The sequence below is a fragment of the Streptomyces sp. NBC_01003 genome, assembly GCF_045162695.1.
Taxonomy (GTDB): domain Bacteria; phylum Actinomycetota; class Actinomycetes; order Streptomycetales; family Streptomycetaceae; genus Streptomyces.
In genome coordinates, this window is record NZ_CP108707.1 from 23370 (window position 1) to 35872 (window position 12503).

Here is a 12503-nt window from a genome sequence, read left to right on the forward strand (position 1 = left end):
TTACGCAGGCGGCCGGGGTGCCCTCACGGGCGCCCCGGCCGCTTCGCACTGTCGGTGCGAATCAGGCGGCGAGAAACTTCCGCCGCCAGGCCAGCGATACGTACACGAGCGCGACCAGGACCGGCACCTCGATGAGCGGGCCGACAACGCCGGACAGGGCCTGGCCGGAGGTGACGCCGAAAGTGGCGATGGCGACCGCGATGGCCAGCTCGAAGTTGTTGCCGGCCGCGGTGAAGGCGAGTGTCGCCGTGCGGTCGTACGGGAGGCCGATCGCCTTGCCGAGCGCGAACCTGCCGAACCACATCAGCGCGAAGTACACCAGCAGCGGCAGCGCGATCCGTGCGACGTCCAGCGGCTGCGAGGTGATCGTCTTGCCCTGCAGGGCGAAGAGGATGACGATCGTGAACAGCAGCCCGTACAGCGCCCAAGGGCCGATCTTCGGCAGGAAGTTGGCCTCGTAGCGCTCGCGGCCCAGCTTCTGCTCGCCGATGCGGCGGGTGAGGAATCCGGCGAGCAGCGGGACGCCGAGGAAGATGACGACGTTCAAGGCGATCTTCCACATGGAGATGTCGAGGTGCTCGCCGTCGCCCAAGCCGAGCCAACCGGGCAGCAGGTCGAGGTAGAACCAGCCCAGCAAGCCGAACGCCAGGACCTGGAAGACGGAGTTCAGGGCGACGAGGACGGCGGTGGCTTCGCGGTCGCCGCAGGCGAGGTCGTTCCAGATGATGACCATGGCGATGCAGCGGGCTCAGGCCGACGATGATCAGGCCGGTGCGGTACTCGGGCAGGTCCGCCAGGAAGATCCAGGCGAGGGCGAACATCACGGCCGGGCCGACGATCCAGTTGATGACCAGCGACGACACCATGAGCTTCTTGTCGCCGGTGACGGCGTCGAGCTTGTCGTAGCGGACTTTGGCCAGCACCGGATACATCATCACCAGCAGGCCGACCGCGATCGGCAGGGAGATCCCGCCGATCTCGACCTTGGCGAGGGCGTCGTTCAGGCCCGGAATCAGCCGTCCGAGGCCGAGGCCGAGGGCCATGGCGGCGAGGATCCACACGGCGAGGAAGCGGTCCAGGGTGGAGAGCTTGGCGACGACGCGCGCCTCTTCGCTGTTCGTGCTGCCGGTGGTGGCGGGTTCGGTGGACGTCATCAGCAGGCCCGCTTCCGGCCGGTCTCCACGGTCTCCCGCGCGGTGGCCGCCAGCTCACCGAAGGAGCTGGCTAGGGCGTCGATGACTTCGGGCTTCAGCCGGTAGTAGATGAACCGGCCGCACGGCTCGGTGTCCACCACGCCCGCCTCGCGCAGCACCTTCATGTGGTTGGAGAGGTTCGTCTGCTTGGCACCGGTCTCCTCCACCAGGTGCGTGGTGCAGAGCGTCTCGCGGGCGAGCAGGGTCACGATCTGGAGCCTGAGCGGGTCGGCCAGCATCGCCTCAAGCGTCACCGCGCCGTGGCCACCAGATACGACAAACTCGCGGTGCGCTACGAGGCGACGGTTCTGGTGGCGGCCATCAACGAGTGGCTGTGACCAGCACACCCAGGGTCTTGCTCGTGCCCGGTAATTCCCCCGTCAGGCCGCGTTGGCTGCCGCAGCCAGGATCCGGGCCAGCTCGGCAGGCTGCGTGATCATCGGCCAGTGGCCGGAGTCGATGTCGGCAAAGTCGACGTGCTTGGCCCGGGCGAGCTCCGGGACGTCGCCGGCGTTGATCGAGTCCTGCGCTTGCGCGGGCGTGAACTCCGGACATACGACCACGACCGGGATGTCGAACCTCCGTTCGTCTGCCAGCCGTACCACTCCTTCGGCCACGCCTGCGGGCACGGGGATCGCGGCAGCCGCCAACTCTCGCCTGGCCCCGTCGTCGAGGTCGGCGGCGTCCGGCCCCTCGAACGGGCCCCAGCCAGGGAAGGGCATGACGTCGTCTCGCACCTCGAAAAAGTCGGCGTACGGCTGGCCGTCGGCAGTCGGGAAACCGCCGATGAGGGCGACCTTGGCCAGCCGCTCCGGCCGCAGATCGGCGGCCAGCCAGGCCAGCGTGCAGGCGGCGGAATGCCCCACCACCATGGGCTTGCCGGACGCCACGTCCACAGCGGCGAGCACCGCCTCCAACTGGTCGTCGAGCGTGGCGGATACGGAGCCGTCCCCCTGGCCCGGGAGGGTGAGCGGCACGGGGCGATGGCCGAGCGGCTCCAGCGCGGACGCGACGCGGCCCCACACGGATCCGTTCAGCCACAGGCCACCAATGAGCAGGATGTCCATGGTCAGTTCCCCTTCTCCAGCTTCATGGATGTCACCGTAGGAGGAGATCCGGACAATCTGCTGCCGGTTTATCTGGCGATCACCCGAGCGTCCTGGGCGAAGTCCGGTGGCGGTCCACGTATGGAAACCAGACCCGGTCGCCCTCGCCCCACGGGTCCGGGGCGAAGCCTCGGACTCCTTTGACCGTGGAGCTCAGCGGAGCGGATTAGCCTGCTCCCGTGTCGAACGATCTCAGCCCCACCGCACGTGCGCTGCGCGCCCTGGAGATCCTCCAGACCCGCCCCGGTACGACGGCCGGCGAACTCGCTGTGCGGCTGGGTGTCACGGAGCGAGCCGCGCGCCGGTACATCGGGATCCTCCGAGAGGCCGGCATCCCCGTAGAGTCGGCCCGGGGGCCGCATGGCGGGTACCGGCTGGGGCGCGGGACGAGGCTGCCCCCTGTGCACTTCACGCAGTCCGAGGCCCTCGGCCTGGTGATGGCGGTACTCAGCGGCCAGCCGACCGCGGCCGACACCGACGACCTGGTCGGTACCGCCCTGGGCAAGGTCGTCAAGGCGCTTCCGGAGAATGTCGGCCAACAGGCGGCAATGCTGCGGGAGTACGCGTCGGCCGCAGCGGACCCGTACTCGGCCCGCCCCGATCCGGCCATCACCAGCGAACTCGTCGACGCCGTCGCGACCCGGCGCCGCGTGTTGGTCACGTACCGCAGCGAGGCCGGCAACGAGTGGGAGGCGGAGGTGGATCCCTGGTCCATCGTCGTCCGCTACGGGCGCTGGTACTTGCTGTGCCATTCCCATCGTGTGGACGCAATCCGCACCTACCGGGTCGACCGGGTCCGCGGGGTCCGGCCGACCGAGCACGGTTTCGAGCCGCCCAAGGGCCTCGACCCGGTCGCGGTGCTCGAGGAGAACCTGGGCATCGGATGGGAGTTCGCCACCCGCGTGGTGTTCGACGCTCCCCTGACCGAGGTGGCCCCGTGGATCCGGCCGCCCATGGGGCGGCTCGAGCCCTTGGGGGACGGATGCGTGCTGGTTGGCAGCACCCGCAACCCGGACATGTACGCGCAGGAATGGCTGGCGAGGGTGCCGTTCGCCTTCCGCGTCGAAGGCGGGGAGGAACTGCGTGCCGCGGTTGCGGCGGTCGTGGCGCGTTTCACCGCCGCCGTGGCGGACCAGTCCTGACCGTGCCCTTGGGAACTGGCCATCTGCACAGGCTTGCGATCCCGCTACGAGGCAACGTCCTCTTCAGGGCCATCGACGAGTGGCCGTGACCAACACATTCGACACAGGCCCTAGGCCGTTCCCTTCGGATCATCTGATCGTTGGTCTGGTGTGTCGATGACTGACGCTGATGGGGCTTCTTGAAATTCCCCGCCCCCGCTCACCTCGTCGGCCAGACCTGCTCGTGTTCCTCACTCCGCGAGCCACCTGTTGCCGGAAGCGGGTCCGACCGGCCACCCAGCGGTCGCGACCATGACCGGTCAAAGGGTGAGCGGACCCTTTGAGGCCCTCGGTCGTCATCCGAGGGTAGTTCTCGTCCAACGGTCACCACGTCGCGACGTCGTGGGCGGTGCCGTCCGTGATGGCCTGGAGTTTGTCAGGGTTGGCGACGTTGTGGACGGCGATGATACGACCGTCGGCGTCGAAGTCGAAGGTGATGGTGGCGATCACCCGGTCCGGGGCGCTGAACACCATGCCCGGGCCGCCGTTGATCTCGACGAGTTCGGCGCGCATGTCGGCGGGCTGGACGCTCTGGTAGGTGACCGTCCTGATGGCCGCGAACCACGAGGCCACCGTTTGCGCTCCTACGACCGGCTTGAGCGCCTGACGGACCTTGCCGCCGCCGTCGGTCCACAGGATGACGTCCGGAGACAACAGCTCCATGAGGGTGTTGATGTCACCACCGGTCGCGGCGGCGAGGAACCGCTCCGTGACCTCGCGCTGCCGCGAGCGGTCGGCGGTAAACCGGGGCCTGCGGGCGCGTACGTGCTCACGCGCACGGTGCGCGGCCTGTCGTACCGCCGCCTCGGACCGTTCCACCGCCTCCGCGATCTCGGCGTGGCTGAAGCCGAAGACCTCCTTCAGCACGAAGACGGCGCGCTCCAGCGGGCTCAGCGTCTCCAGCACCACCAGCATCGCCATCGACACCGACTCGGCGTCCATGACGGCATCGGCGGTGTCACCGCTGGTGAGGATGGGCTCGGGCAGCCACGGGCCGACGTAGGTCTCGCGCTTGTGCCGGGTGGAACGCAGGCGTTCCAGCGCCAGGTTGGACACGATCCGCGTCAAGTACGCCTTGGGATCGGCGACTTGGGAACGGTCGGCGGACGACCACTTTATCCAGGCGTCCTGCACCGCGTCCTCGGCGTCGGCCGCGGAGCCGAGGACACGGTAGGCCACGGAGAACAGCAGCTTGCGGTACGTGTGAAAGACCTGCTGGCCGGCGCTCACTCGGCACCTTCGGCGACGCGGGTGAAGCGACCGCCGTGCGGCCAGAACGCGCCCGAGGCGGGCATCTTCTTCATACGGCCGAAGGTCGGCCAGGGCGAGGCAGTCACCGTCTCCTTATACCGGGCCGCCATCCGGCCGGTCAGATGAATTCGTCGCGGGCTGTCGTCGGGGCGGGTGAACTGCACGACCGCGTCGTGCCGGCCCAGGCTCACCGGCGTGTGGTAGTAGCCGAAGCGGAACGGCTTGGGCCGCTTGCCCTTCAGCGTGCGGACGATCGACACCGCGGCGTGCACACCGGTCGGCATCCCGCCCTGGCAGGTGCCGTGCATGACGCCGTAGCCCTGGCGGATTGCCGCGGCGTCACCGATGGCGTACACCTCCGGGTGCGACACCGAACGCAGCGCGGCGTCGGTGACGATGCGGCCGCGCTCGTCGACGGCCAGTCCGGCGGCGGCTGCCAGCGGCGACACCCGCGTGCCGCTCGTCCACAGGACGACATCGGCGGCGATGCTCTCACCGCCCGCCAGCTCGACCGCCCCGGGCAGCGCCTTCACCACCTCGACGCCGCTGCGCACCCGGACGCCGAGGCGGTCGAGCGCCGACTGCAGATACGTCCTGGCCTTTGGGTTCATCGCCGCACCGGGTTCGTCCCGGCCCAGCAGCACGACGTTCAGTTCCGGGTGCCGCTCGGCGATCTCCGCGGCCGACTCGACGCCGGTCAGCCCGCTGCCGGTGACCACCACCGTGCCGCCGCCGAGCCGCGCCAGCCGGTCGGCCAGCACCTCGGCGTCCTGGGGCCTGTTGAGGCTGTACGTGTGGTCGTCGACGCCCGGCACCGCAGTCGTGTCGGCCACGCTGCCCAATCCGTACACCAGCGTGTCGTAGTGCAGGACCCGGTCGTCGTCGATCCGCACCGTCTTCGTGTCCGCGTCCACCGCCGTCACCCAGCCACGCACGAACTGTGCGCCCGTCCCCTCCAGCAGCTCCGGAATGCTCAGCTCGGCAAGCTGCTGCCCGGTCGCCGTCATGTGCAGCCGCAGCCGCTCGGTGAACCGCTCCTGCGCATTCACGAGGGTCACCTGCACGTCCTCGCGCCGCTTGACCCGCGCCGCGAGCTGGATGACGGCGGACATGCCCGCGTAACCCGCCCCCACGATCAGAACCCGGTGGGTGGTCGCCCTGCCGACTTCGTGCTGTGCACTCATCGCTTTGCCTTCCTCCGCTCGCTGTTGACGACCAGTGGATGGAAGCTGCGAGCCAGTCCGTGACATGAAGTCGATGTGATGCGCGCCACAGTTGGCTTGGTAGGGGTGCCGCCTCCTGGTTGAGCCCGCAATCAACTGGGGCGAAGAGCGAGGGTGGGGATTTTCAAGGAGTCCCAACACCATCAGGCCCCGGCGGGCGGTGACCGGCGTGGCGATGTACCCAGCGAGCTGATCGAGCTGCCGGGCAACGGCGTCAGCGCCCTTGATACCGCTCGCGCCGAACCGGCCGAACTGGAGGTTCTTCTGCGGCATCTACTTCCCCTTGCCCGCAGCGGCATGACCGTGCCGTTCGATTTAACCAGGCCAGATTTGGTGCCCCGGTCCGGGCAGGGTGCAGGGCTCTGCCTGTGGATAGATCAGCTGGCCGTCAACTCACCACTGTCCGCCGGCTGGTTCACTCACCACGGCACTCACCACATCGGTCACCAGCACTGCCGTGACCGGTGACCGGTGATGTCCGCACTCACCATGTAGGACACCGTCTTAGGCTGGACTGGAAGGCCGCGCCTCCCGCCGGTAACCCGTCGGAAGCGCTCATGGGGTGCAACGGCCTGCTCACTGACCTCAGCTGGGGCGAGGGCGCTCAGCCTCCGGTGCGGGAGATCCTCCCCGCGTGCAGGCGGCCGTCCGCGCCGTCGAAGTAGGCGCGATCGCCGGAGACGGTGAGGCGAGGGTCCGCGCCGGTGGTCAGGGCGGTACTGCCCAGAGATTTGCCTGTGCGGGAGTTGAGGGCCCGCAGGGTGCCGGCGTCGCTGAAGTGGATCGCGCCACCGGTGAGTACGGGCGGCGAGACTGCGCCGGCCCCTCTGTATTCCCACAGCGGTTTGCCGGAGTTGGCGGCGAACGCGTACGCGTGGCCAGGGCCGTCTTCGGTGACGCCGCGCTTATTGACGCCGGCGTAGACGACGCCGTCGGCGACGAAGGGCGGGTCGATCCATTCCGCGTCCTTGATTTCAGACTGGTACGTCCAGCGCACTGCGCCTTTTGCGGTGTCTGCGGCGTAGAAAGTGCCGCTCCGGTTGCCGAAGTAGACGGTGCTTCCGGCGACCGCGATAGAGGTCACTGTGCCGGGGATGATGTCGCCAGTTTTGATCCGCCACAGTCGGTCGCCGGTGTCCGCATCCAGGGCGTAGAGATAGTTCTTGTAGTCCACCAGAAGGCCGCAGTAGATCTTTCCGTCTGCCACGACGAGTGGCGACACGCCGTTGCCGACAGTGCGGTTCCACAGCTCTTTTCCGCTCTGGGCGTCCAGCGCGTACAGCACGTGGTCCCCTTGGAGGAGTTTACTGAACACGTAGACAGTTCCTTTGGCCACGGCGAAAGAGAGCAAGCCTCCTTTGAGGAACTCTCTGTCAACCTCGAAGCTCCACAGCTTTTCTCCGGTGTCCGAGTCCACGGAATGCAACGTGCCCGTTTCGTCGTTGGAGCCGTAGACAGCCCCGTCGACAACGGCGAGCTGCCCCACCCCTTTCAGTCCGTCGTAGCTCCATACCGGGGTGCCGTTGTCGGTGTTGAGCGCGTGCAGAGTGCCGCCGTGGTCGCCGAAGTAGACCTTCCCGTCGGAGACCGCGGGCGGGTAAACGGGGTCCTTCTCGTAGGTCCACAGTTCCTCGAAGGCCAGTTTCCTTGCCGGAGCGGCGGTTTCCTTGTCCTGGGCGTTGCTCCGGTCCCTGTTGAGGAGGCCGTCGGGCAACAACAGTGTGGCGGCGAGGACCGCCAGGGCCGCGGCGAGGGCGAGGCTGATCCGAGCGTGGCGCCGGGGCAGGCCCCAAGGCCGGCTGGCGGGTACGACGCCGACAGGGGGCGCTTTGAGGGGCATGGTGCCGGTGGTCGTCTCCGGCAGCGGCGTGTTCTGAATGCGGGTGATCTCGGTGGCCACCGGCGTGGGCAGCCAGTCCGAACGGGTGAACACTCCAGCTGTCCGGCCGTCTGCCGAGAACTGGCCCAGTTCCTCGACCAGTTCCGGCACCGAGGGGCGCTGCCGCGGATCCTTGGCAAGGCACCGGGCCACCACATCCGCGAGCCGGGCCGGGACGTGGCTGAGGTTGGGTTCCTCGTGGACCACCCGGTAGTTCACGCCGTGGGCGGAGCCCCCTGCGAAGGGGCCGGTCCCGGTCGCCGCGTACGTCAGGACCGCGCCGAGGGCGAACACGTCGCAGGCGGGCCCGACGTCCGAGCCGACGAGTTGCTCGGGCGACATGTAGCCGGGGGTGCCGATGGCGGTGCCGGCCAGGGTGAGTCTCGTGTCGTCAGCGGCCACCGAGATCCCGAAGTCGATCAGCCGGGGTCCGTCGTCGGCGAGCAGCACGTTCGAGGGTTTCAGGTCGCGGTGCACCACCTCTTCGCCGTGGATGCTCTCCAGTGCCTCGGCCAGCGCGGTGCCGAGCGCCAGCACCGGTTTCTCCGGCCAGGGGCCGTGTGCGGCGACCGCTTCGGCCAGGGACAGGCCGGGCACGTATGCGGTGGCCAGCCACGGCGGGTCGGCCTTCGGGTCGGCGTCGACCACGGCGGCGGTGAAGAAGCCGGTAACGCGCCGTGCGGCGCTGACCTCTCGGGCAAACCGTTGCCGGAACCTGGGGTCGCCCGCGAACTCCTCCCGGACGACTTTCACCGCGATCGTCCGGCCGCCCGGCGACCGGGCCAGGTACACCCGGCCCATGCCGCCCGAGCCGAGTCGGCCGACGAGTTGGTACGGCCCGGCCCGGCCGGGGTCTCCTGCCTCCAGCGGTGCGAACCCCGCCACTCGTCACTCCCCTTGCTGTCCCGTGCACGGCACGGATCGTTGTGCCCGATTTCACTGGTACGTGCGCGGCTTCGCGCTCGGCCCCGCAGGTGCGCGTTCCGCCTGGAGTCCGGTCAACGGGGCGCTTCGCTCCACAGCACCGTCGCCCCCTGAGACACAGGCTCTGAGTGCTAGTTCACCACCGAGACGGCGCGCAGCCGGTCGCCGTCCTCGTAATAGACGACGCCGTCGACGAGGTAGGGGCGCCACTCGATGCGGGACGCCAGATTCTCCGTCCACTTCGGCAGACCGCTGCGGGCGTCCAGGGCGTGCAGATTCCCCGCGGCCAGATCGAGGAAGTAGACGGTGCCGGCGGCCACCGACAACATCTTGGTCTCGTCCGCGGCCGGACGGTGACGCCACAACGGCTTTCCGGTGCCGGCGTCGAAGGCCGACACATAGCCGTCGTTCTCGAAGTAGACGACCCCGCCGGCCACGACGGGGGCGTCAGCCCCGTCCGCGGTCCGAGGGTCCCGCAGCTTCCCGTCGAAGCCCTGCCGCCACACCTCCTTGCCGGTCCGGGTGTCGACGGCGTACAGGGTGCCGTCCCGGCCACCTGCGTAGACCGTGCCGCTCGCCACGACCGGAGCCGTGACCAGGGCACTGCCGGCCTCGAACGTCCACTCCCTTGTGCCGGTGCCGGTGTTCACGGCATGCAGCACCCGGTCGGCAAGGGCGTAGACCCGGCTGCCGACAATGGCGACATCGTCCTTTGCCCCGTTCCCAAGCGGGTAGGTCCAGCGCAGCTTGCCGGTGCCGACGTCCTGGGCCAACAGATGGCCGGCGAGGTTGGAGTACGCAGCGTCGTCGACGGTAACGGGTGCGAAGCGGAGGCGATATTCCTTGTTCTCCCAGCGTGTCTCGCCATTGTCCGCGCCCGCTGCGTACAGGGATTCGCCGCTGGCGTAGTAGAGCATCCCGCCGGAGGCGGACATAACACTCGTGTTGGCCCCTGTTGTCTGCCGCTGCCACAGCCGACTGCCGTCCCTGGCATTCAGGGCCTGCACGGTATGTTGTTCCGCGCTGCTGAGATAGACCGCGCCGTCCGACACCACATCCAGCGACAGTCCGCCGTCCAACGGGCGGGACCACAGCTGTTTCACCTTCGGCGTGCTGCGAGGCTTCTCGTCCTGGCCGGGCCCGAAGCCGTCCAGGAGTGCTGTCGTGGCGACGACGGCGACGACTGCGGTGGCGGCGAGACCCGCCAGCAGACGGCGCCGGGTCAGGTGATTCCGGCCGCCGGGGGCAGGCAGCACAGCGGCAGGCGCGTCATCGGGCTCCGCCACAGGCGGGGCAGGCCCAGGAGAAAGCTCCAGGGTGTCCTTCTCCTCAAAGGTGAGCCTGGCGGCTTCGGCGTGGATGCGCGCGATCGAAGCAGCCACCGGTCCTGGCAGCCAGTCGGTCTGTGCGATCCGGCCGTCCGGCAGGTTGCCCGGGACCTGTCCGAGCTCCTTCAGCAACTCCGGTATCGCGGGCCGTTTCTCCGGGTTCTTCGCCAGGCACCGGGCCGTCACCTCGGCGAGGGCGGACGGCAGGCCGCCCAGGTCGGGTTTCTCGTGCATGACCCGGTAGTTCACCGCGTGCCCCGCGCCGTTTCCGAACGGGCCGGTGCCCGACCCCGTGTACGCCAGCACCGCACCCAGAGCGAATACGTCAGCGGCCGGGCCTGTCCTCTCGCCACGCAGCTGCTCGGGCGGAATGAACCCGGGGGTGCCGATCACCACGCCCGTCTCCGTGAGCAGGGTGTCCTTGGCCGCCACCGAGATCCCGAAGTCGATCACTCGGGGGCCGTCCGCCGCCAGCAGTACGTTCGACGGTTTGAGATCCCGGTGCACCACGCCTGCACGGTGGATGACTCCCAGCGCCTCGGCCAGCGCAGCCCCCAGCTGTCGCACCGCGTGCTCCGGCCAGGCCCCGTACTCGGCCAGCGCGTCTCCCAGGGACAACCCCGGGACGTACTCGGTGGCCAGCCAGGCCGGGCGGCCCTCCGGGTCGGCGTCGACCACGGCGGCGGTGAAGACGCCCTTGACCAGGCGCGCCGCCGCCACCTCCCGGACGAACCGCCGCCGGAACCCCGGGTCGTCCGCCAGGACGGCTCGTACCACCTTCACGGCGACCGTGCGTCCGCTCGGCGACTGGGCCAGGTACACCCGGCCCATGCCCCCCTGGCCCAGTCGTCCCACCAGCCGGTAACGGCCGACCTGTTCGGGGTCCCCCGAAGCCAACGGTGTGAACGCCGCCACCAGACCCCTCCTGCCATCTAGTCAGTGTGAGGATCCATCCCCCTTGCACACCATAGGACTTGAGCAACACGACCATGGTTCCGGGCCCGAGGACCCAGCACGCCACACCTCGGGAAACTTTCCAGAACCTCACACCTCGAGACCCGCCAGTTCCACCCCACCTGGCCCTCCCCAATTCGGTCCACCCACCACTGGGCATGCGCGCGGCCAGGGCCACGGGGGGACTGTAAGAAGAACGGGTCTGGCCCGTAGTCGGTGGTGACACCGGGTGTCTGTCAGGGCAGGAGGATGCGGTGGCGGAGGAGGTCGAATCCGGCGCGTCCGTGCATCTGTCTCATGATCCTCTTGGTGCGGGTGTTGACTCCTTCGGTCCGGCCGTTGTGGTAGGGCAAGGTGAGGCCGGCGTTGACGGCGGGCCGGTCGATTTCCAGGCCGTTGGTGAAACTGCGCAGGTGGGACAGACCGACAGCACGGGCCGCTGTGATCCACTCGGCGAGTTTCACATCGTTGCCCTTGGCCGGTTTCAGCAGGGCGGCGAAGCCTCGTATGAGATCGGCGAGTGCGCTCATCTCCGGGCAGGCCGCGGCGACTCCAACGGGCGGAGCCGAGGTCGTCTTGGCAGTGCCGGTAGAAGGAGAGGACGGCGGAGACGGCGCGGGCGCGGGAGGCGGGCGCCATGAGGGTGCCCTGCAGGTTGGCCTCCCATTCGCCTTGGTGCTGCGAGATCTGTCCTGTCCCAGAAAACCGTGGGCACATCAAGCCTGTGACCTGCAGTGCCCACAGTTCCGCAGGACGTCGGGCGGAGCGACGTCTCGAAGAATTGTGGACAAGTCACTGTGCCTAGGCCGGGCAGGCCTAGGGTCAGGAGAACCAGACGATGAGCCGTACGTTGGATGCGCCGTGCAGGTCGCTCAGCGCGCGCATCACGCTCCACGCAGGCCCCCAGTGCGAGGCATCGCCGGCCGCCTGCTCCCGGCTCCGCTTGCCGGAGGCGTTGGTCTCCTGCCAGTCGGCGGCAAGCAGCTCGGCCCAGGTGATCCACGTAGTGCCGTGGACGCTGTCGAGCCCCCAGGCAGCGTGCTCGCCCGCCACGGTCTCGGAGGCATCCATAGGGAGCCCGCGGTCCGCGGCGAGGGGCTGAAAGCCGTAGGTGTTGCGAATGCCGAAGAGGCAGGCCAGCGCGTCGTAGGCGTTGCCGATGTTCAGCAGCCACAGCTCCATGGCGGCGTGCCAGACGGAGTCCTCGTCGTCAGGCCCCCACAAGCGAGCGCCTGGACGGCACTCGATTACCCCGTCGATCTCGGTAGCCATGCCGAGATCCTGCCTCCTCGCTGGCCGTGAAGCATCCGCCTTTTCCAGAACCTGCCTGAAATCACTTGGCGTCGATTGGTTGCCTCGCAGACCGAGCTCGTCTGAGTCGCGGCCCGCCGGGATGCCCACAGGTAGCCGGACACCACGGCCCTTGCCCAGACTTTCGCGAGACGGACGCCCTGTCGCCCAGAG

9 protein-coding genes and 3 pseudogenes are annotated in these 12503 nt (G+C 68.8%); 3 read left to right on the forward strand and 9 right to left on the reverse strand.

Translation table 11 applies throughout. From position 1 onward, the window contains the following. Window positions 1–61: 61 nt before the first annotated feature. Window positions 62–1154 (reverse strand): annotated as a pseudogene (gene arsB / locus OG698_RS00105) (ACR3 family arsenite efflux transporter). Next, window positions 1154–1432 carry an ArsR/SmtB family transcription factor gene (locus tag OG698_RS00110; protein ID WP_406100627.1) on the reverse strand — a complete coding sequence of 93 codons (279 nt, stop codon included), beginning with the start codon at window positions 1430–1432 and terminating at the stop codon, window positions 1154–1156. Before OG698_RS00110 ends, arsB begins: the two are co-directional and overlap by 1 nt. Here OG698_RS00110 and OG698_RS00115 point away from each other — a divergent pair. Further along, window positions 1430–1531: pseudogene (locus tag OG698_RS00115) on the forward strand (IS5/IS1182 family transposase); the annotation flags it as partial. The gene OG698_RS00110 and the pseudogene OG698_RS00115 sit on opposite strands and share 3 nt — an antisense overlap. A 42-nt stretch (window positions 1532–1573) precedes the next feature. On the opposite strand, the gene OG698_RS00120 reads toward OG698_RS00115, so the two are convergent. Next, complete coding sequence (locus OG698_RS00120; protein ID WP_406100628.1) at window positions 1574–2260, reverse strand: alpha/beta fold hydrolase; 687 nt, start codon at window positions 2258–2260, stop codon at window positions 1574–1576. 218 nt (window positions 2261–2478) lie between these two features. On the opposite strand from OG698_RS00120, the gene OG698_RS00125 reads away from it, so the two are divergent. Continuing rightward, the gene (locus OG698_RS00125) at window positions 2479–3441 is read left to right on the forward strand and encodes a helix-turn-helix transcriptional regulator (protein WP_406100629.1); all 963 of its coding nucleotides are present in this window, start codon (window positions 2479–2481) and stop codon (window positions 3439–3441) included. A gap of 363 nt (window positions 3442–3804) precedes the next feature. Here OG698_RS00125 and OG698_RS00130 read toward each other — a convergent pair whose 3' ends face one another. Both OG698_RS00130 and OG698_RS00135 read right to left on the reverse strand, forming a co-directional pair. Then, entirely contained in the window at window positions 3805–4710 is a 906-nt protein-coding gene (locus OG698_RS00130) for an RNA polymerase sigma-70 factor (RefSeq protein ID WP_406100630.1), read from the reverse strand. After that, complete coding sequence (locus OG698_RS00135; RefSeq protein WP_406100631.1) at window positions 4707–5915, reverse strand: NAD(P)/FAD-dependent oxidoreductase; 1209 nt, start codon at window positions 5913–5915, stop codon at window positions 4707–4709. The genes OG698_RS00130 and OG698_RS00135 overlap by 4 nt, the downstream gene beginning before the upstream one ends. A gap of 153 nt (window positions 5916–6068) precedes the next feature. On the opposite strand from OG698_RS00135, the gene OG698_RS00140 reads away from it, so the two are divergent. Then, window positions 6069–6422, forward strand: a complete 354-nt coding sequence (locus tag OG698_RS00140; RefSeq protein ID WP_406100633.1) for a hypothetical protein — start codon at window positions 6069–6071, stop codon at window positions 6420–6422. A 136-nt stretch (window positions 6423–6558) separates the two neighbouring features. Here the strand turns inward: OG698_RS00140 and OG698_RS00145 are convergent, their stop codons facing one another. The 4 genes and pseudogenes from OG698_RS00145 to OG698_RS00160 form a co-directional block, all read right to left on the reverse strand. Further along, window positions 6559–8718, reverse strand: a complete 2160-nt coding sequence (locus OG698_RS00145) for a PQQ-binding-like beta-propeller repeat protein (RefSeq protein ID WP_406100634.1) — start codon at window positions 8716–8718, stop codon at window positions 6559–6561. A 170-nt stretch (window positions 8719–8888) separates the two neighbouring features. Continuing rightward, the gene (locus OG698_RS00150; RefSeq protein ID WP_406100635.1) at window positions 8889–11000 is read right to left on the reverse strand and encodes a serine/threonine-protein kinase; all 2112 of its coding nucleotides are present in this window, start codon (window positions 10998–11000) and stop codon (window positions 8889–8891) included. A gap of 275 nt (window positions 11001–11275) precedes the next feature. Next, window positions 11276–11590, reverse strand: a pseudogene (locus OG698_RS00155) (transposase); the annotation flags it as partial. A 271-nt stretch (window positions 11591–11861) separates the two neighbouring features. Beyond that, the gene (locus OG698_RS00160; RefSeq protein WP_406100636.1) at window positions 11862–12311 is read right to left on the reverse strand and encodes a hypothetical protein; all 450 of its coding nucleotides are present in this window, start codon (window positions 12309–12311) and stop codon (window positions 11862–11864) included. Window positions 12312–12503 lie beyond the last annotated feature (192 nt).

What these genes read in the sequence shown, in the direction of transcription:
- OG698_RS00160 (WP_406100636.1), bottom strand. Translation starts at nt 12,311, where the DNA reads ATGGCTACCGAGATCGACGGGGTAATCGAGTGCCGTCCAGGCGCTCGC.
- OG698_RS00135 (WP_406100631.1), bottom strand. Translation starts at nt 5,915, where the DNA reads ATGAGTGCACAGCACGAAGTCGGCAGGGCGACCACCCACCGGGTTCTG.
- OG698_RS00120 (WP_406100628.1), bottom strand. Translation starts at nt 2,260, where the DNA reads ATGGACATCCTGCTCATTGGTGGCCTGTGGCTGAACGGATCCGTGTGG.
- OG698_RS00110 (WP_406100627.1), bottom strand. Translation starts at nt 1,432, where the DNA reads ATGCTGGCCGACCCGCTCAGGCTCCAGATCGTGACCCTGCTCGCCCGC.